The organism is Bacteroides sp. AF39-16AC (genome assembly GCF_003602735.1).
GTDB lineage: Bacteria > Bacteroidota > Bacteroidia > Bacteroidales > Bacteroidaceae > Bacteroides > Bacteroides uniformis.
Genome location: NZ_QTLN01000007.1, coordinates 100,779 through 126,125, shown reverse-complemented (window position 1 = coordinate 126,125; position 25,347 = coordinate 100,779). Strand labels below are relative to the sequence as shown.

Below are 25,347 nucleotides of genomic sequence, written 5' to 3'. Positions count from 1 at the left end.
AAGGCTTACATTTTGAATAACAAAGAGTTTACTTCTGAATTGTCGCGGAGGTTAGGGTACACATTGAAAGATACTTCTGAGCTGGTTGCTTCATTGCTGGCAGATATGACACGGCAGTTGGAGGAGGGGAATATTATCTCTATACAAGGGTTCGGTACATTCGAAGTGAAAAAGAAGGCAGAGCGTATATCTGTGAATCCGACTACAAAGCAACGTATGCTGGTGCCTCCCAAATTGGTATTGACCTATAAGCCGAGTACATTGTTAAAGGATAAGTTTAAGTAACCGGCTTTTAAAAAATCTCCCGTATTATGAACGAGAAACTGAACATACAAGACCTGATTGACACGCTGGCTGAAAGGCATGGCATGAGCAAGAAGAATGCGGATAGTTTTGTGAAAGAATTCTTCCAGCTGATTGAGGAGTCTTTGGAGAAGGACAAGTATGTGAAGATACGAGGTTTGGGGACTTTCAAGCTGATAGATGTCGGGAGTCGTGAAAGCGTTAATGTGAATACGGGGGAAAGGTTTGAGATACAAGGGCATACAAAAGTGTCGTTTACACCGGAACCGGCTTTGAAAGATATTATCAATAGACCATTTTCGCATTTTGAAACTGTAGTTTTGAATGACGCTACGGTGCTTGAGGACACCCTGCAGGAAAATGACAGTGAAGATGATGAAGATACTGAAATCAAAACTCCGGAACAAGAGGTGGAGGAGAAGGTTGCCTTAGTGGAAGAAGCCACGATAGAAGAACCTTTGGTGGAAACTGTAGTCGAAGAGCCGTTAGTTGAGCCCGAACCGGAAGTTGAAGAGGAGAAACCGGAAAAAACTGAACCTGAAGCAATGCCTGAAAATATAGTTGCTGTTGAACCGGAACCGTCTGAGCCAGTGATAAAAGATACGGCAGATTCTTCGACTATGAAATATTTTATAGGCATCGTTGTATTTGTAATGTTGTTGTGTGGTGGTGCCGTAGCTTTCATGTATTATCCGGACTTGCTTGACAAACTTACTGCAAAGCCTCTTGTAGAAGAGGTTGCAGACTCGGATGTGAAGGAATCTGTTACTGAAAAGGTGGATGTCCCTGCCGGTCAAGACAATATTGCCTTGACAGACAGCATTGTTTCAAAAGATGTTGTAGTTCCTGCCCGGACAGATACTGTGGCAGAAACTGTTGCTACAACAACTCCTGCGCTTACAACAACTCCAAAGGAAAATGTACAGGCACAGTCTCCCGCTCCTAAAAAAGAGCAGAAAAAGACAGTTGCACCGTTTGAACCGGATTCTGTGGGGTATACGATTGTGGGAACAGAAATCACTTATACCATCAAGGAAGGGGAAACGCTGACTAGGGTAGCGCTTCGTTTTTATGGGACAAAAGCGCTTTGGCCTTATATCGTGAAGCATAATCCCGGCGTAATCAAGAATCCGGATAATGTACCTTATGGTACCACTATCAAGATACCGAAATTAGCCAAGAAGCAGTAAAAAATTACTGCTTCTTTTTTGTTAAATACTAAACTCTATGAAAGTAGTTTAATCTAAAAGGTTTCGCATAGTTTTTTAATAAAAATTAGTTGGTATGGTTAATTTATTCCCGTACTTTTGGGAGCGAAAAAAATAATTGCCGGTTCAAAACCGGATAAATGAAGAAATTAAACATTAAAAAATAGATTGATTTATGGCTGAAACAATTGACATCCGCGAACTGAATGAGCGGATTGAAAGACAAAGTGCTTTCGTTACCAATCTTACCACAGGTATGGACCAGGTCATTGTAGGACAAAAGCATCTGGTAGAGTCGTTGTTAATTGGTTTGTTGTCCGATGGACATGTGTTGTTGGAAGGTGTGCCCGGTTTGGCAAAGACTTTAGCTATCAAGACGCTTGCTTCGTTGATTGATGCGCAATACAGCCGCATTCAGTTTACGCCTGACTTGTTGCCTGCCGACGTAATAGGTACAATGGTTTACAGCCAGAAGGATGAAACATTCCAAGTAAAAAAAGGTCCGGTCTTCGCAAACTTTGTTTTGGCTGATGAAATCAACCGTGCTCCGGCCAAAGTACAGAGTGCTTTGCTGGAAGCCATGCAGGAACGTCAAGTTACTATCGGCAATGAAACTTTCGGGTTGCCCAAACCATTCCTGGTGCTTGCCACACAGAATCCTATCGAGCAGGAAGGTACTTATCCGCTGCCCGAAGCGCAAGTGGACCGTTTCATGCTGAAAGTCGTAATAGACTATCCGAAGCTGGAAGAGGAGAAACTGATTATCCGTCAGAATATCAATGGTGATAAATTTGAAGTGAAGCCCATTTTGAAGGCAGACGAAATTATTGAAGCTCGTAAAGTGGTTCGCCAGGTGTATCTGGATGAGAAAATAGAAAAATATATTGTTGATATTGTATTTGCTACCCGTTATCCGGAAAAATATGATTTAAAAGAACTGAAAGACATGATTGGTTTCGGCGGTTCGCCCCGTGCTTCCATCAACTTGGCCTTGGCTGCCCGTAGCTACGCGTTCATCAAGCGTCGCGGTTATGTCATTCCGGAGGATGTGCGCGCTGTGGCACACGACGTACTTCGCCACCGTATCGGCTTGACTTACGAGGCGGAAGCCAGCAATATGACATCTGATGAAATCGTCAGCAAGATACTGAACAAGGTTGAAGTGCCCTAACGCATAATAGAGGTTTTCGTAAACTTGAGGTTTACAATCCTATACCTGAGGCTTAGCGTCGTAAACCTTAGGGTTGAGTACCGAAAACCTCACCCCTTTTCATAGGGAAGTTTCTGTTATAAACTAAATTGCGCTTGTGTGCTTAAATGAGATTATTAAAATAAATCAATGGAAACAACAGAACTTTTGAAGAAAGTCCGTCAGATTGAGATAAAGACGCGCGGATTGTCCAACAATATCTTTGCCGGGCAGTATCACTCTGCCTTCAAGGGTAGAGGTATGGCATTCTCCGAGGTGCGCGAGTATCAGTTTGGCGACGACATACGCGACATTGACTGGAATGTGACCGCCCGCTTCAACAAGCCTTACGTCAAGGTGTTTGAGGAGGAGCGCGAATTGACAGTGATGTTGTTGGTAGATGTTTCCGGTAGTTTGGAGTTCGGTACGGTAAAGCAGATGAAGAAGGATATGGTGACGGAAATTGCCGCTACACTGGCATTCTCTGCCATTCAGAATAATGACAAGATTGGTGTCATCTTCTTTTCGGACCGGATTGAGAAGTTTATTCCGCCCAAGAAGGGACGTAAGCATATACTTTACATCATCCGCGAACTGATAGATTTTCATGCGGAAAGCCGGAGGACGAACATCCGTTTGGGATTGGAATATCTGACGAATGTGATGAAACGCCGTTGTACGGCATTTGTCTTGTCCGACTTCATCGACCAGGAAAGTTTCAAGAACGCCATGACCATTGCCAATCGTAAGCATGACCTGGTTGCCGTTCAGGTGTACGACCGTCGTGTGGAAGAATTGCCACCCGTGGGACTGATGAAGATTAGGGATGCCGAGACGGGACATGAGCAGTGGATTGACACCTCCTCGCGTGCCGTGCGCCGTGCCCATCATGATTGGTGGGTGAACAAGCAGGCGGAATTGAATGAAACGTTTACCAAGAGTAATGTCGACAATGTGTCGGTACGTACCGACCAGGATTATGTCAAGGCATTGATGAATTTGTTTGCGAAACGAAATTAATCGGAAAATGAAAAGATATTTATTTCTGATAGCGTTATTGATAGCATGGTCGGGAAGGGTAGTAGCCCAGTCGGTAACGGTAGATGCTACGATTGACTCTTTGCAGATTCTTATTGGAGAGCAGGCAAAGATAAAGCTTCAAGTATCTCTGGATGCCGATAAGCGTGCCATATTCCCGGTATATACCGATACGCTGGTGAATGGGGTTGAAATTATTGATGTGGCCAAGCCGGATACGCAACTGCTGAATGATGGTCGGCGTGCATTGATAACTCAAGAGTATACAGTTACCTCTTTCGACTCGGCTCTTTATTATCTGCCGCCTATGGAAGTGACGGTGGATAATGAGAAGTATCGCTCCAAAGCGTTGGCCTTGAAAGTATATTCGGTGAATGTCCCGTTAGACCCGGAGAATCCGGAACAGTTCTTCGGTCCCAAAACAGTGATGCAAGCGCCTTTTGCCTGGGAAGACTGGTATGGTCTTATGGCTTGTGGTGCGCTGATTATCCCGATAGGGATATTACTTGTCTATCTGATAATGCGCTTCTTCGACAATAAGCCTATTATCCGTAAGGTGAAGGTAGAACCTAAGCTGCCTCCCCATCAGTTGGCTATGCAGGAGATAGAACGTATCAAGAATGAGAAGGTATGGCAGAAAGGGGAACCGAAGGAATATTATACGGAATTGACTGATGCTCTTCGTACATATATAAAAGACCGCTTTGGTTTCAATGCTTTGGAAATGACTTCTACGGAAATCATAGATAAGTTGCTGGAAATGAAAGATAAGGAAGCAATATCGGATTTGCGTGAATTGTTCCAGACTGCTGATTTGGTGAAATTTGCCAAGCATAATCCATTGATGAACGAAAATGACGCTAACCTGATTAATGCCATTGACTTTATTAATGAAACCAAGGAGAAAGAAGAGGAGAATGCCAAGCCGCAGCCTACGGAGATTACCATTATCGAGAAACGTTCTTTGCGTACCAAGATTTTGCTGGGAACGGGTATTGTAGTGTTGGCTGTAGCCCTTGTCAGTTCATTGATATATATCGGATTGGAGTTGTATAATTATTTTGCTTAATACAGGAAAAGTGACTTCAATCGGATATACATGAGTGAAAAATGAGGGATGTTTGGAGCGAAGCTGAATTGTAAATCGTTAAATCGTACATAAATATGGTTTTTGCCAATATTGAATATTTATTTTTGCTGCTGTTGCTTATACCTTATATAGTATGGTATATTATGAAGCGGAAGAATAGTGAAGCTACGCTTCAGATTTCGGATGCCCGTGTGTATGCCCATACCCCTAAAAGCTATAAGAACTATTTGTTGCATGTACCGTTTGTATTGCGGATAATTGCCTTGATACTGATTATTCTTGTTTTGGCACGTCCGCAAACCACCGATAGCTGGCAGAACAGTGAGATTGAGGGTATTGATATCATGCTTGCTATGGACGTTTCTACCAGTATGCTGGCCGAAGACCTGAAACCTAACCGGTTGGAAGCGGCGAAGGATGTGGCGGCAGAGTTTATTAACGGACGTCCGAATGACAATATAGGTATAACTTTGTTTGCTGGAGAAAGCTTTACGCAATGTCCGTTGACAGTAGACCATGCCGTATTGTTGAACTTGCTTAAAGATATGAAGTGCGGGCTGATTGAAGACGGAACGGCAATCGGTATGGGTATTGCCAATGCCGTTACCCGTTTGAAGGATAGCAAGGCAAAGTCGAAAGTCATTATTCTGCTGACGGACGGTGTCAATAATAAAGGTGATATTTCTCCTTTGACGGCTGCTGAAATAGCCAAGAGTTTTGGCATTCGCGTTTATACTATTGGGGTAGGAACCAATGGTATGGCTCCTTATCCTTATCCGGTAGGCGGAACAGTGCAATATGTCAATATGCCCGTCGAAATTGATGAAAAGACTTTGACACAGATTGCCGGAACAACGGAAGGTAACTATTTCCGTGCCACCAGCAACTCGAAGTTGAAGGAAGTGTATGAGGAGATAGACAAGCTGGAGAAAACAAAATTGAATGTAAAAGAATACAGCAAGCGCCAGGAAGAGTACCGCTGGTTTGCGTTGGCTGCTTTCTTGTGCGTATTACTGGAGGTACTGTTACGCAACTCTATATTGAAGAAGATACCGTAAAAACGGAGAATGTCTTTTAGTGTATCAGTCATTGCGTAGCCAAATTGTAAATTGTAAATTGCTAAATTGTAAATAAAAAGATGTTTCGATTTGAAGAACCTGCATATTTGTACTTGTTGCTGCTGCTGCCTTTATTGGCGGCCTTCTACTTGTACTCCAATTATCGGAGGAGGAAAGCCATTCGTAAATTAGGTGACCCTATACTGATGGCACAGCTAATGCCGGATGTTTCCAAATACCGTCCGGATGTGAAGTTTTGGTTGGTTTTTGCAGCTATCGGGTTGTTCACGGTACTGCTGGCACGTCCGCAGTTTGGTTCCAAACTGGAGACGGTAAAACGCCAGGGAGTGGAAGTGATGATTGCGTTGGATATATCCAATTCCATGCTGGCACAAGACGTACAGCCAAGCCGCTTGCAGAAGGCAAAACGGCTGGTGGCGCAGTTGGTAGATAAGATGCAGAATGACAAGGTCGGTATGATTGTTTTTGCAGGTGACGCATTTACCCAGTTGCCTATTACGAGTGATTATATTTCTGCCAAGATGTTTTTGGAGTCCATCGATCCTTCGCTGATTTCCAAGCAAGGTACGGCAATTGGAGCTGCAATAAATCTGGCTGCCCGGAGTTTTACACCTCAAGAAGGAGTGGGACGTACTGTTATTGTCATCACCGACGGTGAAAACCATGAAGGTGGTGCCGTAGAAGCTGCTAAGGCTGCTGCAGAGAAAGGTATCCAGGTCAATGTATTAGGGGTAGGTATGCCCGAGGGTGCCCCCATTCCAATAGAGGGTACTAATGATTATCGTCGTGACCGTGAAGGTAATGTAATCGTTACTCGCTTGAATGAGCAGATGTGTCAGGAAATTGCTCAGGCAGGAAATGGTATTTATGTGCGCGTAGACAATACCAATGGTGCACAGAAAGCGATTAGTCAGGAAATCAACAAGATGGCAAAGGCAGATGTGGAAACACAGGTGTACACGGAATTCAATGAACAGTTTCAGGCAGTGGCATGGATTATTCTGCTGTTGTTACTGACTGAGATGTTGATATTGGAGCGCAAGAATCCTCTGTTCCGCAACATTCATTTATTCTCTAATAAGAAATGATGCGTATGTTACAGAAAAAATATATTGGAATAGTTTTGCTGCTGTTAGTGGCAGCTTCAGCTTCTGCACAGAAGGCGGAACGCGATTATATCCGTAAGGGAAACCGTTTTTTTAAGGATAGCGTATATGTGGATGCAGAAGTGAACTATCGGAAGGCTTTGGAGGTAAACCCGAAGTCAACGGTTTCCATGTTCAACCTGGGAAATACATTGACCCAGCAGAACAAGCTGCAGGAAGCGATGGAGCAATATGTGGGAGCTACCAAGATAGAAAAGGACAAATCGAACTTAGCACAGATTTATCATAATATGGGAGTCATCTTTCATTCTCAGAAGGATTATGCAAAGGCGGTAGAAGCCTATAAGGAGTCGTTACGCAATAATCCGAAAGATGATGAAACGCGCTATAACCTTGCTTTGGCACAGAAACAATTGCAAGACCAGCAGCAGAACCAGGATCAGAATCAAGATCAGGATAAACAGGACCAACAGAAGGAGCAGGATAAACAGCAGGATCAGCAGAAAGACCAGCAACAGAATCAAGACCAGCAACAACAACCTTCTCAGCCGGAAAAGAAAGATAATGAGATGTCTAAGGAAAATGCCGAGCAGCTGTTAAACTCTGTCATGCAAGACGAGAAGGATGTGCAGGATAAAGTGAAAAAGCAGCAGGTACTTCAAGGAGGTCGTCTGGAAAAAGATTGGTAACAAACATAATAGGAATAATATATGAGAAAAATAGTTTTCTTATGGATAGCACTGATTGCAGTCAGTATGAATGCCTTTGCCGATGGCAAGGTATCGTTTACTGCGTCCGCTCCTGACGCTGTGGCGGTAGGAGACCAGTTCAGACTGTCGTATACGGTGACTACACAAAAGGTAAGGGACTTTCGTGCTCCTTCTATGAAGGGATTTGATGTGTTGATGGGGCCCAGCCGCTCGCAACAGAGTAGCGTGCAGATGATTAATGGGCAGACGACTTCAACCAGCAGTATTACATTCACTTATATTTTAATGGCGACTGCAGAAGGTGATTTTACTATTCCAGGAGCCACTATCACTGCTGATGGTAACCAAATGGTTTCGAATTCTGTACAAGTAAGGGTTCTTCCGGCAGATCAGGCTGCTAATGGAGCTTCTGGAAATGGTGGCAAACAGAGTGAGGGCACTGCCAGCCGCGCTTCTTCCGGGACATCTGTATCGAATAGTGATTTGTTTATTACAGCTACTGCCAGTAAGATGACGGTGTATGAACAAGAGGCTTTTCTGCTGACATACAAGATATATACCTTGGTGGACTTACGTATGTTTGATAATGTGAAATTGCCTGACTTCAAAGGATTCCATTCTCAGGAAGTAGAATTGCCTAATGACAGAAGATGGGGATTGGAGCATTATAAAGGTAGAAATTATCAGTCTACAATCTATCGTCAGTTTGTGTTGTTCCCGCAACAAGCCGGTAAGCTGACAATTGATGCAGCACGCTTTGATGCTTCCATTGCAAAGGCTACACAAGTTGCTGATCCGTTCGAGGCATTTTTCAATGGAGGAAGCAATTACGTAGAAGTTAAAAAGACAATTTTGACTCCGCAACTGACAATTGACGTAAAGCCCTTGCCGGCAGGTAAGCCAGCCGATTTTTCGGGAGGAGTGGGAGAGTTCAATATAACTTCTTCTATCAATAGTACAAATGTCAAGACCAATGATGCTGTTACTGTCAAACTTGTCATTTCTGGTACCGGTAATCTGAAATTGCTCTCTAATCCGGAAGTTAAATTCCCCGAGGATTTTGAAGTATATGATCCGAAGGTGGACAATAAATTCCGTCTGACAAATTCGGGCCTCTCCGGTAGCAAGGTCATTGAGTATCTGGCAATTCCTCGTAATGCGGGAACTTATAAGATTCCTGCCGTAAAGTTCAGTTATTTTGATATTAATTCCCGTTCGTATAAAACGTTGACTACGGAAGAGTATGAATTGCATGTGGAAAAGGGAGCAGGCAATGCTGCTCAGACTATTGCAAACTTTACAAGCAAGGAAGAGTTGAAAGTATTGAACGAGGATATTCGTTTTATCAAGCAGAATAATGTTACTCTGTCTCCCAAAGGTGATTTCTTCTTCGGTTCGTTGACGTATTGGTTACTTTATTTGATACCGGGTATTGCATTCATTACATTCTTTATCATCTATCGTAAGCAAATAGCAGCCAATGCAAATGTAGCAAAGATGCGTACCAAGAAAGCCAATAAAGTGGCGGTGAAACGTATGAAGCAAGCTGGTAAATTATTGGTTGAGAATAAGAAAGATGCGTTTTATGATGAGGTTTTGAAGGCTCTTTGGGGGTATATCAGTGATAAACTGAACATTCCGGTATCCCGTTTGTCTAAGGATAATATCGAAGAGGAACTTCGTAATTATGGTGTGAATGATGCGTTGATAAAGGAATTCCTCGATGCATTGAATAACTGTGAGTTTGCCCGCTTTGCTCCGGGTGATGATAACCAGGCTATGGATAAGGTATATTCAGCTTCTTTGGAAGTTATCAGTAAAATGGAAAACTCGATAAAACATTAATCAGGAGGAAATGGTAATGAATAAAATATTGTTTTTTACTCTTAGTCTAGTGATGGCAATTACTGCCTATGGGCAGAATTCTGCATCTGTAGATACATTACAGACTGCTAGTGACTCTACATCCGTCGGTTCACATGCGGAATTCTCTGCTGCAAGGCAAGAAAGCAATGTGACAAAGGCTGAAGGTGACAGCGCTTATATACGGAATGATTATGCTTCTGCCATTCAAATATATGAGAATCTGTTAAAGAAGGGAGAGGCTGCAGAGGTCTATTATAATCTTGGCAACAGTTATTATAAGGCAGATGATATAGCAAGAGCTATATTGAATTATGAGCGTGCCTTGTTGTTGGAACCTGGTAATGCTGATATTCGTGCAAATTTGGAGATAGCACGTTCTAAGACAATCGATAAGGTAATCCCAATTCCTGAGGTTTTCTTTGTATCTTGGACTAAATCGTTGATTAATTGTCTTAGCGTAGACGCATGGGCTAAGTTGGGGATTGTGTTCTTTGTACTATTACTCGTTTCGTTCTATCTCTTTTTCTTTTCAAAACAGATTACGGGAAAGAAAGTGGGATTTATTGCAGGAATAGTATTCCTGGTTCTTGTTATATTGAGTAATGTGTTTGCTGCTCAGCAAAAAGGCGAACTGATGGAACGTAACGAAGCTATAGTGTTGGCACCTAGTGTCACAGTGCGTAGTACTCCCAGTGAAAGTGGTACAAGTCTGTTCATTCTTCATGAGGGACGTAAAGTTGAGATAAAAGACAACTCTATGCGTGAATGGAAAGAAATTCGTTTGGAAGATGGTAAAGTAGGGTGGGTTCCAGCTTCTGCCATAGAAGGTATTTAAATTTTCCCTGTATTCTAAAAACAGCTCGTATAAACCCGATAATTCTGCTTTATACGAGCTGTTTCTGTCTATTTTTAGGAGCTTTTTCTCTGTACTTATAATTCTGCATACTTGAAAATGATTATTTTTTGGAGAGGCAATATTCTTTTTGAAAAAAGATAAAGAAATAGTTTGTTTTATCCTTTTTTTTCCTTAAGTTTATAGCGTGATAATAAAAAGTACAGAGTATTAACCATTAAATTTATGAATATGAGAACAATAACATTTAATGAATTACGTAAGATTAAAGACTCATTGCCTAGTGGTAGTATGCATAGAATAGCCGATGAACTTGGACTGAATGTTGACACTGTAAGAAATTTTTTCGGTGGACACAATTTTAAGGAGGGGAAAAGTGTTGGGATTCACTTGGAACCTGGACCAGATGGTGGATTGGTTATGATTGATGATACTACTGTTTTAGAGCGAGCTTTAAAAATTTTAGATGAAATGGCAGGTAAGACTGAAGAAGCTGTTCGAGCTTAAGAAGAGAAAGTTAGATAGAATCCCAATTGCTGACAACAATTGGGATTTCTTGTTTGTTTTAATCTCAAAATCAATGATATATGGAAGATAAATTAGTTACTTTGGCAATCTTAACGTACGCGAAAGCTCAAATATTGAAAAATGTTCTTGAAAATGAAGGTATTGAGACTTATATTCACAATGTAAACCAGATACAACCGGTTGTTTCTTCTGGCGTACGTGTACGTATTAAGGAGAGTGACTTACCTCATGCTCTGAAAATTACTGAAAGCTCTGCGTGGTTATCTGAAGAGGTAGTGGGGGGGAAGTCACCTAAACTGGAGAAGGTTAGTAATAAAGTGCTGATTCCAGTGGATTTTTCCAATTATTCTTTGAAGGCTTGCGAGTTCGGTTTCAATTTCGCTCAGAATATAGGTGCAGAAGTTGTTTTGCTACATGTTTATTTTACTCCTATATATGCAACTTCTTTGCCATACGGAGACGTATTTAACTATCAGCTAAGTGATGAGGAGAATGTAAGGAGTATCTTACAAAAAGTTCATGCTGATTTGAATGCATTATCTGATAAAGTAAAAGAGAAGGTAGCTTCCGGCGAGTTTCCAGATATTAAATATACTTGTGTTTTGCGTGAAGGTATTCCTGAAGAAGAGGTACTCCGCTATACCAAGGAATATCGGCCACGCATTATCATAATGGGAACTCGTGGTAAAAGTCAGAAGGATATTGATTTGATCGGCAGTGTAACGGCTGAAGTGATTGAACGTAGCCGTGTACCGGTATTGGCCATTCCTGAAAATACTCCATTCAAGCAATTTTCTGAAGCTAAGCGTATTGCATTCATTACTAATTTTGACCAGCGTGATTTAATAGCTTTTGATTCGCTAATAAATAATCTGAAATCATTTAAGTTTTCAGTGTCTCTGATACATCTTTCAGATGTTCAGAATACATGGAATGAAATAAAACTGGCTGGTATTAAGGAATATTTTCAAAAACAATATCCACAATTGGAAATATACTATGATGTGGTAAAGAACGATAATCTGCTTAGTAGTTTAGACAGTTATATCAAGAGTAATCATATTGATATTATAACATTAACTTCTTATAAAAGAAATATATTTTCGCGCTTATTTAACCCTGGCATTGCCAGAAAGATGATTTTCCATTCTGATACACCATTGTTGGTAATTTATGGAAGACCGAATTAGGTGTTGAATATGGATAATATGGTTTCTATTCAATATCAGCATTATGTTTAATATAGCGCTGGAATAATTTAATCTAATTTTAATTTCTTCTCTCCCTCACTTAAGAAATAACATTCTTTACTTAATGATATAACAATAATAAAAGCCTAATTAATAATTTAATTAGGCTTTTATTATTATGAAAGTATTACATCAACTTTTCAATTTCTTCGAATTCAGGGCCCATTTGCAAATTATAATACACTCTATACAGACCATTTAACCACAAATCTTTTTGATCAGGTTTCAGTTCTCTTGCCTTTTCATAATAAGGTTTTGCCTTTTCATAGAAAGTCTTCAGAGTAGCCTGGTCTTCTTTATACTTCGGATCATTAATATCTGTAGTTGCTTTTTCTGAGAAATCTTGTGCTTGTAAGCAGTAAATCAAGCCTAAATTAGAGTATGCTTCTGCATAATTAGGATCTACTTCTATAGTTTTTTTATAGAATTCAATAGCTTTATCATAGTCCTTCATATTGTGATAAAGGTAGCCTTTTACATACAAATAGAATGTATTGTTAGGATCTTTAGCCAACATATCATCAGCAAACTGCATAGCTTCGTCATATTTGTTGTTATTGCTATAATAATCAATCAAGTGACCGAAGAAGAATGAATGTTCAGGATATTTCTGGATACCTTCTTTTAAAGAAGCAATCCATTTAACAGTATCACCTTCAGCTTTCAATGCAGTAGAGATAAATTCCATTGCGTATTTCCCAACTTCTTTATCATCTTGCGCATAAGGAGCATACTTCAAAATACTAGGATAATCTTCCATCTTAGCAGCTGCTAAACTTGCATAATATGCTATTTGGGGTAATACAGTATCTGTTTGTAATAGATTTTCCTTTTCAAACATCGGGTTGATAGCAATATCAATGTATGTTGCAAAGAAATCTAATGCTTTTTTATTGTCTTCATTGGCTGCATCGCCTTCTTTCTGTGAGGCCAAATTAAAGAATTGGATACCGCCATTGATCAGATTACCGCGTTCTGCTAAAATTGTAGCAGAATTAGATTTTCTATATTTATTCTTGATTTTGCCCTTTTCATTGGGAATTTGTGCCAATTCGTCACATTTGAAGTAGAATTTACACATGTTCAATGCGCTATTATATACCTGAAGAGTGTCATAAGGTTTTCTCAGATAGGCATTTTCCATTTCTTTTTCACTTCTTTTTCTTTGGATAAGACCTGCTACATCCCACGTTTCGGCATTGTCCTTTGTTTCGGGATTGGTTAAAGCCTGATTTATCAGTTCCTCTGCTTTGGCAAAGTCAGGATTTACTCCGTTAGCAATACTTTTAGCCTCTTTTACGTTCTTTTCTTGGGCGAAAGTAAAGCTTGCGACAAGTAGTAAAACCATTGAAAATAATACTCTTTTCATGATTGTAGAAAATTTAAATTAATATTATGTCTATTCTTCATTTTCATTGTTTACCTCGTTCTGAGGGCTTTCAAGGGTATTTTCTTCCCCCTCCTCTATAAGTTCCTCTTCATTTTCTGAAGTGACTTTACATACAGAGCCGATTTCGTCATTACGTTTCTCAAGGTTGATTAGACGCACACCTTGTGTAGCACGTCCCATGATACGAACATCGGCGACTTTCAGACGGATGGTAATACCGGATTTATTAATAATCATCAAGTCATTTTCATCTGTAACAGACTTGATAGTTACTAATTTACCCGTTTTATCGGTGATATTCATTGTTTTCACACCTTTACCTCCACGATTGGTCTTGCGATAATCTTCAATATCCGAACGTTTGCCATATCCTTGTTCCGATACAACCATAATTGTTTCCGCTTCAGGATCTTTGATGCATATCATACCTACTACTTCGTCTTGACCGTCTTCATCCAATGTCATACCACGTACACCGGTGGCAGTACGTCCCATAACGCGCACAGCACTTTCATGGAAACGAATGGCACGTCCGTTACGGTTGGCAATGATGATTTCATTGTCGCCGTTTGTCATACGCACTTCGATTACACGGTCGTCTTCACGGATAGTGATAGCATTTACACCATTTTGGCGAGGACGTGAATACTGCTCAAGCAATGTTTTCTTAATGACACCATTCTTAGTACAGAACAATACATAATGGCTGTTGATAAATTCTTGGTCGTTCAGGTTCTTCACGCGCAAATAGGCGTTTACAGCATCGTCAGAGTCGATATTCAACAAATTCTGGATGGCACGACCTTTCGAATTCTTAGTACCTTCGGGGATTTCGTATACCTTCAGCCAGTAACACTTACCTTTCTGTGTAAAGAACATCATGGTATTATGCATGGTTGCAGGATAAATATGCTCTACAAAGTCTGCATCGCGGGTTTCGGTACCTTTGGAGCCTACCCCACCACGGTTTTGCGCACGGAATTCGCTCAGCGGTGTGCGTTTGATGTATCCCATGTGCGAGATGGTGATAATCATTTCATCATCTGCATAGAAGTCTTCCGGATTGAATTCTTCTGATGAATAGACAATTTCCGAGCGACGTTCGTCACCATACTTCTCTTTTACTTCAATCAGTTCATCTTTAATGACTTTGCGGCAGAGTTCGTCATTGACAAGGATTTCTTCCAAATAAGCAATCTGCTTCTGAATTTCCTCATATTCGGCGTGCAGCTGGTCTTGCATCAATCCTGTGAGCTGACGCAAACGCATTTCAACAATGGCACGTGACTGAATTTCACTGAGTTGGAATCGCTCCATCAAACCTGATATAGCATCATTCGGGGTTTTAGCAGCACGGATAATCTTGATTACTTCGTCGATATTATCAGATGCAATGATTAATCCTTCCAGAATATGTGCACGTTCTTTGGCCTTGCGCAAATCATACTGAGTACGGCGGATGACTACGTCGTGTCTGTGCTCAACGAAGTGTTTTATCAAATCTTTCAGATTCAACAGACGTGGACGGCCATGTACCAATGCAACATTGTTCACACCAAAAGATGTCTGCAGCATTGTCATCTTGTAGAGCTTGTTGAGTACAATGCTGGCATTTGCATCACGTTTTACATCAATAACGATACGCATACCTTCACGGTCGGATTCGTCATTAGCATTGGCAATACCTTCAATTTTCTTTTCGTTGGCCAGATCGGCTATATTCTTAATCAATTCAGCTTTGTTGACACCATAGGGAATTTCTGTCACAACGATTTTATCGTGCGTCGAACCAGTCTCAATTTCGGCTCTAGCACGCATTATGACACGTCCGCGTCCCGTGAGATAGGCTTCGCGAACACCGCTCATACCGTATATATAGCCTCCGGTCGGGAAATCAGGAGCTTTGACATACGTCATCAGCTCTTCTATATCGATGTCATTGTTTTCAATGTATGCAATACAAGCGTCAATAACCTCAGATAGATTATGGGTCGGCATATTGGTAGCCATACCTACGGCAATACCAGATGCACCATTTACCAAAAGATTCGGAATACGGGCCGGCATGACGGTAGGCTCTTGCAAAGAGTCATCGAAATTGTTCTGCATGTCAACAGTCTCTTTCTCAAGGTCTGTCATCATGTCTTCACCAATTTTTCGCAAACGACACTCTGTATAACGCATGGCAGCAGCACTGTCACCGTCTACTGAACCGTAGTTACCTTGTCCATCTACCAACATGTAACGCATTGCCCAAGGCTGAGCCATACGTACAAGAGCTCCGTAAACGGACGAGTCGCCATGAGGGTGATATTTACCTAATACTTCACCTACAACTCTGGCTGATTTTTTATAAGGTTTGTCGGAGGTATTTCCTAATCCCATCATTCCGAAAAGAATTCTTCGGTGAACGGGTTTAAAACCATCTCTAACATCCGGAAGGGCACGTGAAACAATGACCGACATAGAGTAGTCAATGTACGATGACTTCATTTCCTCCTCGATGTTAATCTTTATAATTCTGTCTTGTTCAAGCATTTAAAAAGATTATTAATTATACATTTTCGGGTTCGTGAAAAACCACGCTAAAGTACTGCTTTTTTACGATATACAAAAGTTTTCCTCCATAAACTTTGTTGCCTGCAACATAAATATGGAAGTACTCCCTCCCTTCCTCACCAAATTGCTATTAATATATAAGGTATAAAGTGGAAAAACAGATTTGAAATTTATGGCACGGGATTTGTATACTATTAAATCAGTTAAATATGATACGCTGAATTAATAAATGCGTATCTTTGTCGTGGATAACCTTTTTAATTGAGGAGAATTATAAAATATGAACAATCAATTTTCACAAAGAGTTTCAGACATAATTACTTATAGCAAGGAAGAAGCCAATCGATTGAGAAATCGCTATATTGGTCCGGAACACCTTCTGCTCGGCATGCTGCGTGATGGCGGAGGAAAAGCTATTGAAATATTGTTGAAACTTGATATAGATTTAAAACGAGTAAAAAGTCGTCTGGAGGGTTTCCTAAAGGATGCCGAGGACGATACTCTCTTGCCGGACGCTGAAGTGCCCTTGTCCCCGATGACGGCTAAGATATTGAAGATGTGTATGCTTGAAGCGCGTTTGCTGAAAAGTGCAACTGCCGATACGGAACATGTATTGCTGGCTATCTTGAAAGATGGCGACAATCTTGCTGCAACTGTTTTGGAAGAACACCGGGTGGATTATCAGGCTGTATTTGAACAGCTTTCGATGAAATCGACCAATCCGAATGCGGGAATGGGATTCACCGAGGATGATGAAGAGGATGAAGAAGATATGAATATGTCCCGCTCCTCCCGTACTGGGGGAGCTGGTTCGGCTTCGGCTGCACAGGCTGCATCCAGAAAGCCGTCCAATGATACTCCTGTGCTGGACAATTTCGGCGTAGACATGACGCGGGCTGCCGAAGAAGGCAAGCTGGACCCGGTTGTGGGTCGCGAACGCGAGATTGAACGTCTGGCGCAAATCTTGAGCCGCCGTAAGAAGAACAATCCGGTGCTTATCGGTGAACCTGGAGTCGGAAAATCTGCCATCGTAGAGGGTTTGGCATTGCGTATTGTGCAAAAGAAAGTTTCGCGCATTTTGTTTGAAAAGCGCGTGGTGATGCTTGATATGGCCTCTGTGGTGGCGGGAACAAAATACCGTGGTCAGTTTGAGGAACGTATCCGCTCTATCATCAACGAGTTGCAGAAAAATCCGAATGTCATCCTTTTCATCGATGAAATCCATACGATTGTAGGTGCCGGTGCTGCTGCCGGTTCCATGGATGCTGCCAATATGCTGAAACCAGCTTTAGCGCGTGGTGAAATACAGTGTATTGGAGCTACCACTCTCGATGAATACAGAAAGAATATCGAGAAAGACGGTGCTTTGGAACGTCGTTTCCAAAAGGTGATTGTAGAGCCTACCACAGCTGAAGAAACGCTTCAGATATTGAAGAATATCAAGGAGAAGTATGAAGACCATCATAACGTGAGCTACACGGATGAAGCCTTGGAAGCATGTGTCAAGTTGTCAGCACGCTATATAACCGACCGCAACTTCCCGGATAAAGCTATTGATGCTTTGGACGAGGCGGGTTCGCGTGTGCATTTGACGAATATTAATGTTCCGAAAGAAATTGAGGAACAGGAAAAGCTGATTGAAGAGGCACGTAGCCTGAAGGCTGAAGCTGTAAAGTCACAGAATTTTGAGCTGGCTGCCAGCTACCGCGACCGTGAGAAGGAACTTTCTGTCCGCTTGGAGGAGATGAAGGTTGAGTGGGAAGCCCGTTTGAAGGATGACCGCCAAACGGTAGGTGAAGAGGAAATAGCCAATGTTATTTCAATGATGTCCGGTGTACCCGTACAGCGCATGGCGCAGGCAGAAGGACTTAAACTGGCCGGAATGAAGGAAGAACTACAGGCGAAGGTGATAGCTCAAGATGCTGCGATAGAGAAACTTACCAAAGCAATCTTGCGTAGCCGTGTAGGGTTGAAAGACCCGAACCATCCCATCGGAACTTTTATGTTCCTTGGCCCTACTGGTGTGGGTAAGACGCATTTGGCAAAGCAATTGGCAAAATATATGTTTGGCTCTGCCGATGCCTTGATACGTATCGATATGAGCGAGTATATGGAGAAATACACCGTATCTCGTATGATTGGTGCCGCTCCGGGATATGTGGGCTATGAGGAAGGCGGCCAGTTGACTGAAAAGGTGCGTCGCAAGCCGTATTCCATTGTCTTGCTGGATGAGATTGAGAAAGCCCATCCGGACGTGTTCAACATCTTGCTCCAGGTACTGGATGAAGGTCGTTTGACTGACAATTATGGCAGAACCATCGATTTCAAGAATACGGTTATCATTATGACCTCCAATATCGGTACGCGGCAGTTGAAGGAGTTTGGCCGTGGCGTAGGTTTTGCGGCGCAAAACCGCACGGATGACAATGAACATTCGCGCAGTGTGATACAAAAGGCTCTGAACAAGACTTTTGCTCCCGAATTTTTGAATCGTTTGGATGAAATCATTACTTTCGACCAGCTCTCCTTGGAGGCTATCACAAAGATTGTGGACATTGAGCTGAAAGGCTTGTACGAACGGGTTGAAGCAATTGGTTACAAGCTGGTTGTGGAGGATGATGCAAAGACATTCCTTGCTTCGAAAGGGTACGATGTACAGTTTGGTGCGCGCCCATTGAAGCGTGCCATTCAGAACCACTTGGAGGATGGACTTTCCGAGCTGATAGTGGCGGCAGAGTTACAGCCGGGTGATACGGTAAATGTATCAGTAGACAAAGAAAAAGATGAGCTGAGCATCAAGAAGGCATAAGCAGTTCTTTATAAAAACCGTCAAAATGTCAGTCCTTATGGGCTGGCATTTTTTTTGTGCTATATCTGCCGGAATAATTAAAAATATAAATCTAAAAAATATAAATGTAGTATGCAAAAAGGTAATATTGGGGTAACTACTGAGAATATCTTCCCCGTCATTAAAAAGTTCTTGTATAGTGATCATGAAATTTTTCTCCGTGAGTTGGTTTCTAACGCGGTTGATGCTACACAGAAGCTGAAAACACTCTCCTCTATCGGTGAGTTCAAGGGTGAAGTTGGCGATTTAACCGTACATGTCTCGCTGGGAAAAGATACCATTACGGTGTCCGACCATGGTATAGGTCTTACGGCTGAAGAAATAGACAAGTATATTAACCAGATAGCTTTCTCTGGCGCCAATGACTTCCTTGAGAAATATAAAAACGATGCCAACGCCATCATCGGCCATTTTGGATTGGGTTTCTATTCGGCTTTTATGGTTGCCAAGAAAGTCGAAATCATCACTAAATCCTATCGGGAAGGCGCCCAGGCTGTAAAGTGGACATGCGATGGCAGTCCGGAGTTTACGATTGAAGACACTGATAAGGCAGAACGTGGTACGGATATCGTTCTTTACATAGACGATGACTGCAAGGAATTCCTTGAAGAAGCGCGCATTTCCTCTTTGTTGAAGAAGTATTGCAGCTTCCTCCCTATCCCGGTTGCATTCGGCAAGAAGAAAGAATGGAAAGACGGCAAGCAGGTTGAAACTGCCGAGGATAATATCATCAATGATTCCAACCCGTTGTGGACGCTGAAACCCAGCGAATTGAAAGATGAAGATTATAAGAAGTTCTACCGTGACCTTTATCCTATGTCCGACGAACCTTTATTCTGGATTCATCTGAATGTGGATTATCCGTTCCACCTTACCGGTATTCTGTACTTCCCCAAAGTGAAGAGCAACATCGAGTTGAACAAGAATAAGATTCAGCTCTATTGCAACCAGGTATATGTGACGGATTCGGTGGAAGGTATTGTTCCCGACTTCTTGACCCTGCTGCATGGTGTGCTCGATTCACCGGACATTCCATTGAACGTTTCCCGTTCTTATTTGCAGAGCGATGCCAACGTGAAGAAGATTTCTACATATATCACGAAGAAGGTGTCAGACCGTTTGCAGTCTATCTTCAAGAATGACCGTAAACAGTTTGAGGAAAAGTGGAATGACTTGAAAATCTTCATCAACTACGGAATGCTTACGCAGGAAGATTTCTATGATAGAGCCAAGGATTTTGCCCTTTTCACCGATACAGACAGCAAATATTATACTTTCGAAGAGTATAAGACGTTGATTAAAGATAACCAGACGGATAAGGATGGAAATCTGATTTATCTGTATGCCAACAATAAAGATGAACAATACAGCTACATAGAGGCCGCTACGAATAAAGGATACAATGTGCTGTTGATGGATGGACAGCTGGACATTGCGGTGGTGAGCATGTTGGAACAGAAGTTCGAAAAGGTTCGCTTCACTCGTGTAGACAGCGATATTATTGATAATCTGATTGTCAAGGAAGACAAGAAGAACGAAGCGTTGGAAGCCGGCAAGCAGGAAGTTCTTTCTTCCATCTTCAAGAGCCAGTTGCCCAAGATGGATAAGACGGAGTTCAACATCACGGCGCAGGCTTTGGGCGAAAATGCCACTCCTATCATGATAACTCAGAGCGAGTACATGCGCCGTATGAAGGAAATGGCGAATATCCAGGCTGGAATGAGCTTCTATGGCGAAATGCCGGATATGTTTAACCTGGTATTGAATTCAGACCATAAGCTGGTAAAAGAAGTTCTGGCAGATGAAGATAAGGAATGTGCTGCTGCCGTTGCTCCGGTTCAGGCAGAGATGGATGAAGTGAACAAGCAGCGTACTGACCTGAAAAAGAAGCAGGAAGGCAAGAAAGATGAGGATATACCGACTGCCGAAAAGGATAAAGTGAATGAGCTGGATAAGAAGTGGGACGAACTGAAAACACAGAAAGAAGGCATCTTCGCCGATTATGCTGCCAAGAATAAGGTTGTCCGTCAACTGATAGATTTGGCACTGCTGCAGAATGGTATGTTGAAAGGTGAAGCTTTGAACAACTTTGTCAAGAGAAGCATTGACCTGATAAAATAAGCCCCTTTAAATTTGCATTTAATATATGCAAGGGTATTGTGATTCTTCGGAGTCGCAATACCCTTTTTTTATTCATTTTCACCAATTAGGGTGTGATTTTCTTCGTTGAATACGGCATTTTTAGAAACTATTGTTTATATTTGGGGCAATGAACATTTATCTTACTCGGAATAGCATAGTTATGAAAAGAGTTTTATTGTTTTTTTCGTTTCTTCTATGTGGCTTTATTTTACAAGCTCAGAAAGTGGGGCTTGTACTGAGTGGCGGTGGAGCAAAAGGCATGACTCATATAGGCATTATCCGGGCTTTGGAAGAGAATAATATCCCCATTGATTATATAACCGGAACCTCTATGGGAGCTATCATCGGTTCTCTGTATGCTATGGGGTATTCCCCGGACGATATGGAGGCGCTGTTGCGCTCTCCCGACTTTAAGCGTTGGTATTCGGGCAAAGTGGAGCCTAAATACGAGTATTATTTTAAGAAGAATCGTCCTTCACCGGAATTTTTTAATATCCGTTTTGCTTTTAGGGACTCGCTGCATATAAAGCCCCAGATACTTCCCACAAGCATGGTCAACCCCATACAGATGAACCTGGTATTTGTGGAATTGTTTGCACGTGCTACGGCTGCATGTGGCGGTAATTTCAACAAACTGTTTGTTCCTTTTCGCTGTATAGCATCCGATGTGTACAATAAAAAGCCATTGGTATTGAGTAAAGGGGATTTGGGAGATGCGGTACGTGCTTCCATGAGCTTTCCATTTGTCTTCAAACCGATAGAAATAGACAGTACGCTTGCTTATGATGGCGGCATTTACAATAATTTCCCTACGGATGTGATGCGGGAGGATTTTCATCCGGATGTCATTATTGGCAGTGTGGTAGCGGCCAATCCCGGTAAGCCGAAGGAGAATGACCTGATGAGCCAATTGGAGAATATGATTATGCAGAAGACCGATTACTCCATTCCGGACTCGTTGGGTATAGTCATGACCTTCAAATATGATGATGTCAACTTGCTGGATTTTGACCGTCTGCAGGAATTGCACGATATAGGTTACAATCGTACCCTTAATATGATGGATTCCATCAAAAGCCGTGTTCATCGTAGGGTGAATGCTGATAATGTGCGTTTGAGGCGTCTTGTCTTCCGGAGTAACCTGCCTCAATTCCGTTTTCGGGATATTATTATTGAAGGGGCGAATGCCCAACAGCAAGCCTACATCAAAAAAGAGTTCCATGATGAAGAGCATGAAGTCTTTACTTATGAAGACTTGAAGCGCGGGTATTTTCGTTTGCTGGCAGATAATATGATTTCGGAAATAGTTCCTCATGCTGTGTATGATTCGGAATCCGATTTGTATGAGCTGCATTTGAAGGTGAAGATGGAGGATAATTTTTCCGTGCGTCTGGGGGGCAGTGTCTCTACCACGAGCTCAAATCAAATCTATTTGGGAATAGGATATCAGAACTTGAATTATTATTCCAAGGAAATCACTTTTGACGGTCAGTTGGGTAAGATTTATAATAATGCCCAGTTGATGGGTAAGATTGATTTGCCTACCAACATACCTACGTCCTTTCGTTTTATTGCTTCAATCAGTACCTTCGATTACTACAAGAAGGACAAGCTGTTTTCCAGGAATGACAAACCTTCATTCAATTCAAAGGACGAACGTTTTGTGAAGTTGATGGTTGCCTTGCCGTTTTTGGCCAATAAGCGTGCGGAGTTCAGTCTGGGATATGGCCAACTGGAAGATAACTACTTTCAATCCAGTGTAATAGATTTCGATAAGGACCGTTCGGACAGAAGTACCTACAAACTTTTGGGAGGTTCCATCGGTTTCTATGGGAGCACCCTAAATACGCGGCAATACGCGACAAAAGGTTATCTGGAGAAACTGATAGCCCAGGTATTTACCGGGAGGGAAAGATTTGAACCGGGGAATCCGCAAGAAGGGTACAGTCCTTCTCCGCAAGAGCGGCAATCATGGTTACAAATCTCTTATATGAAAGAGGCATATCACACGATGGGGCCGAAATTCACCCTGGGATGGATGGCAGAAGCACTGTATTCATCGAAGAATTTCTCTGAGAATTATACGGCAACCATGATGCAGGCAGGAGAATTTGCACCGACTCCGCATAGTAAACTGATGTACAATGAAGCTTTTCGTGCCAACCAGTATGTGGCTGCCGGTATCAAACCCATATATGTTTTGAACGACATGTTCCAGTTCCGGACAGAATTTTATGGCTTTACACCGATTTTTCCGATAAAAAAGAATGCATTGAATAAAGCATATTATGGAAAAGCATTCTCCCGCTTTGAGTATATGGGAGAAGTTTCTGTTATTTGTCATTTGCCCTTCGGAGCCATCTCTGCTTATGTAAATCATTATAGCTCACCGAGAAGGGAGTGGAATGTGGGGATGACCATCGGCTGGCAGTTGTTTAATTATCGCTTTGTCGAATAAATTTCTTCAAAAAAAGTTTGTATATCGTTTGCTAATTCGGAAAAAGTACGTATCTTTGCACCCGTTAAACAAAGAGGCCGCGTAGCTCAACTGAATAGAGTAGCTGACTACGGATCAGCCGGTTACAGGTTTGAATCCTGTCGCGGTCACAAGTTTTCATAATTTTTTTAAGGGTCGCGTAGCTCAACTGAATAGAGTAGCTGACTACGGATCAGCCGGTTACAGGTTTGAATCCTGTCGCGATCACAAAGAACCTCCGCAAGTTTTCTTGCGGAGGTTCTTTGTTTTTACAGCAATGGCATATAGTTGATGTTCTCCCCTTGTATGGCACTGGCGCGTGTTCTCTATAATGAAACAAACTGTTTCCCTTAACTAAACACTTTGTTTCATTATGGAGAACACTTTGTTTCCCTTGACAGAACACTTTGTTTCCCTTGACAGAACACTTTGTTCCATCATATAAAAACAAAGTGTTTTTCTCTGCTGAAACAAAGTGTTCAGTGTTGTGAACTAATAGATTAGCTGAAATAATAGTCTTGTCTTGATTGAGCTAGAGATGTCTTTTTCTCGATTTAACCAGATGTCTTTTTGCTTTATAACGTAATCAGTAGACTGTTTTGGGATTATTGTACTGATAAATATAGTCACATAGGAAAAAAAGAAGGAGTTAATTCCGTGTTTCCACAAAATTAACTCCTTGCATATCTGATATTAATATGTTGTATACTGGAAATTAATATCCTATAGGGGCGGTATAAGACCTTAGCATTTGATGTTCAATTCATCCAGAATCTTGCGCATGGCTTCGAAAGTAGTGATTCTGGTCGGCACCAATGGCAGGCGGAGCTTGTTCTCAATCATTCCCATTACATTCAGCATGGCTTTTACTCCGGCAGGGTTGCCGTCTACAAACAGAAGCTTGAATAATTCGGCAAATTTGTGGTGAATGGTCAATGCATTGGCATAGTCCCCTTGCAGTGCCAGACGTACCATACGGCTGAACTCACGTGGGAACGCGTTTCCGATGACCGAGATAATGCCGACGGCCCCCAGGGTAATCAGAGGGAAGGTGATGCCGTCATCGCCCGAAATAACGTCGAAATTGGCCGGTTTGTTTTTGATGATGTCATCCATCTGCGTGATGTCGCCCGAAGCTTCTTTGACGGCTATCACATTCTTGAAATCACGTGCAATGCGCAGGGTTGTTTCTGCCTTCATGTTCACGCCGGTACGACCGGGGACATTATAAAGCACAATCGGCAAATCCGTTGCTTCAGAAATGGCCTTATAATGCTGATATATACCTTCTTGTGAGGGCTTGTTATAATATGGAACAACGGAGAGAATGGCATCTACTCCGGTGAAATCGTCATTTTTCAGTGTTTCCACTATGGCCCGGGTGTTGTTTCCACCTACGCCCAGCAGGATAGGAATTCTTCCGTTCACTCGCTCGATGACCATTTTCTTGATTTTCTTTTTCTCTTCTTCAGTCAGAGTCGGAGTTTCTGCCGTGGTGCCGAGCACACATAAAAAGTCGGTATTGTTTTGAAGTTGATAGTCTACCAAACGCATCAACGCATCGTAATCAACGCTTTCATCCTCTTTAAATGGAGTAATCAGCGCTACCCCCATTCCTTTCAATCTTGTCTGTATCATGAGTATTATAAAGTAATCTCTAATTAAATGACTCGCAAAAGTACGAATTTTTTCGATTTACCCTACAAATATAA

18 protein-coding genes and 2 tRNA genes are annotated in these 25,347 nt (G+C 41.9%); 17 read left to right on the top strand and 3 right to left on the bottom strand.

Annotation, left to right across the window (positions count from 1 at the left end):
• Positions 1–12: 12 nt before the first annotated feature.
• The 12 genes from DW039_RS08470 (at position 13) to DW039_RS08415 (ending at position 12,160) form a co-directional block, all read left to right on the top strand.
• The gene (locus DW039_RS08470) at positions 13–285 is read left to right on the top strand and encodes an HU family DNA-binding protein (RefSeq protein ID WP_005827742.1); all 273 of its coding nucleotides are present in this window, start codon (positions 13–15) and stop codon (positions 283–285) included.
• 26 nt (positions 286–311) lie between these two features.
• Entirely contained in the window at positions 312–1,493 is a 1,182-nt protein-coding gene (locus DW039_RS08465) for an HU family DNA-binding protein (RefSeq protein ID WP_120381859.1), read from the top strand.
• 193 nt (positions 1,494–1,686) lie between these two features.
• Positions 1,687–2,682, top strand: coding sequence for a MoxR family ATPase (locus tag DW039_RS08460; protein ID WP_005827745.1), 996 nt, complete (start codon positions 1,687–1,689; stop codon positions 2,680–2,682).
• Positions 2,683–2,850: 168 nt separating this feature from the next.
• The gene (locus DW039_RS08455) at positions 2,851–3,720 is read left to right on the top strand and encodes a DUF58 domain-containing protein (RefSeq protein ID WP_005827747.1); all 870 of its coding nucleotides are present in this window, start codon (positions 2,851–2,853) and stop codon (positions 3,718–3,720) included.
• 7 nt (positions 3,721–3,727) lie between these two features.
• On the top strand, positions 3,728–4,807 hold the full coding sequence (locus DW039_RS08450) for a hypothetical protein (protein ID WP_016273797.1): 1,080 nt from the start codon (positions 3,728–3,730) through the stop codon (positions 4,805–4,807).
• 95 nt (positions 4,808–4,902) lie between these two features.
• Entirely contained in the window at positions 4,903–5,886 is a 984-nt protein-coding gene (locus DW039_RS08445) for a VWA domain-containing protein (protein ID WP_005827750.1), read from the top strand.
• Positions 5,887–5,966: 80 nt separating this feature from the next.
• Positions 5,967–6,995: a VWA domain-containing protein gene (locus DW039_RS08440; protein ID WP_016273796.1), complete on the top strand. Its 1,029-nt coding sequence runs from the start codon at positions 5,967–5,969 to the stop codon at positions 6,993–6,995.
• Positions 6,992–7,702, top strand: coding sequence for a tetratricopeptide repeat protein (locus DW039_RS08435; RefSeq protein ID WP_044468212.1), 711 nt, complete (start codon positions 6,992–6,994; stop codon positions 7,700–7,702). The genes DW039_RS08440 and DW039_RS08435 overlap by 4 nt, the downstream gene beginning before the upstream one ends.
• A gap of 21 nt (positions 7,703–7,723) precedes the next feature.
• Positions 7,724–9,568 (top strand): BatD family protein, encoded by a 1,845-nt coding sequence (locus DW039_RS08430; protein ID WP_016273794.1) that lies wholly within the window; start codon positions 7,724–7,726, stop codon positions 9,566–9,568.
• A 10-nt stretch (positions 9,569–9,578) separates the two neighbouring features.
• Positions 9,579–10,424 carry a tetratricopeptide repeat protein gene (locus tag DW039_RS08425; RefSeq protein ID WP_022402395.1) on the top strand — a complete coding sequence of 282 codons (846 nt, stop codon included), beginning with the start codon at positions 9,579–9,581 and terminating at the stop codon, positions 10,422–10,424.
• Positions 10,425–10,673: 249 nt separating this feature from the next.
• Positions 10,674–10,949, top strand: a complete 276-nt coding sequence (locus DW039_RS08420) for a DNA-binding protein (RefSeq protein ID WP_085929906.1) — start codon at positions 10,674–10,676, stop codon at positions 10,947–10,949.
• 80 nt (positions 10,950–11,029) lie between these two features.
• Positions 11,030–12,160 (top strand): universal stress protein, encoded by a 1,131-nt coding sequence (locus tag DW039_RS08415; RefSeq protein WP_005827758.1) that lies wholly within the window; start codon positions 11,030–11,032, stop codon positions 12,158–12,160.
• Positions 12,161–12,347: 187 nt separating this feature from the next.
• Here DW039_RS08415 and DW039_RS08410 read toward each other — a convergent pair whose 3' ends face one another.
• A complete protein-coding gene (locus DW039_RS08410) occupies positions 12,348–13,589 on the bottom strand; it encodes a M48 family metallopeptidase (RefSeq protein WP_005837195.1) in 1,242 nt (413 codons plus the stop codon).
• A 30-nt stretch (positions 13,590–13,619) separates the two neighbouring features.
• Complete coding sequence (gene gyrA, locus DW039_RS08405) at positions 13,620–16,148, bottom strand: DNA gyrase subunit A (protein WP_005827761.1); 2,529 nt, start codon at positions 16,146–16,148, stop codon at positions 13,620–13,622.
• A 301-nt stretch (positions 16,149–16,449) separates the two neighbouring features.
• Between gyrA and DW039_RS08400 the strand changes: the two genes are divergently transcribed.
• The 5 genes from DW039_RS08400 to DW039_RS08380 all read left to right on the top strand — a co-directional run bounded on the left by DW039_RS08400 (position 16,450) and on the right by DW039_RS08380 (position 23,863).
• A complete protein-coding gene (locus DW039_RS08400) occupies positions 16,450–18,978 on the top strand; it encodes an ATP-dependent Clp protease ATP-binding subunit (protein WP_005827762.1) in 2,529 nt (842 codons plus the stop codon).
• A gap of 111 nt (positions 18,979–19,089) precedes the next feature.
• Positions 19,090–21,138: a molecular chaperone HtpG gene (gene htpG, locus DW039_RS08395; RefSeq protein WP_005837191.1), complete on the top strand. Its 2,049-nt coding sequence runs from the start codon at positions 19,090–19,092 to the stop codon at positions 21,136–21,138.
• 181 nt (positions 21,139–21,319) lie between these two features.
• Positions 21,320–23,617, top strand: a complete 2,298-nt coding sequence (locus tag DW039_RS08390) for a patatin-like phospholipase family protein (RefSeq protein WP_057097898.1) — start codon at positions 21,320–21,322, stop codon at positions 23,615–23,617.
• Positions 23,618–23,692: 75 nt separating this feature from the next.
• Positions 23,693–23,766, top strand: a tRNA-Arg gene (locus DW039_RS08385).
• A gap of 23 nt (positions 23,767–23,789) precedes the next feature.
• Positions 23,790–23,863 (top strand) — tRNA-Arg (locus tag DW039_RS08380).
• 516 nt (positions 23,864–24,379) lie between these two features.
• On the opposite strand, the gene dapA is transcribed toward DW039_RS08380, so the two are convergent.
• Positions 24,380–25,273 (bottom strand): 4-hydroxy-tetrahydrodipicolinate synthase, encoded by an 894-nt coding sequence (gene dapA, locus DW039_RS08375; RefSeq protein WP_005827769.1) that lies wholly within the window; start codon positions 25,271–25,273, stop codon positions 24,380–24,382.
• Positions 25,274–25,347 lie beyond the last annotated feature (74 nt).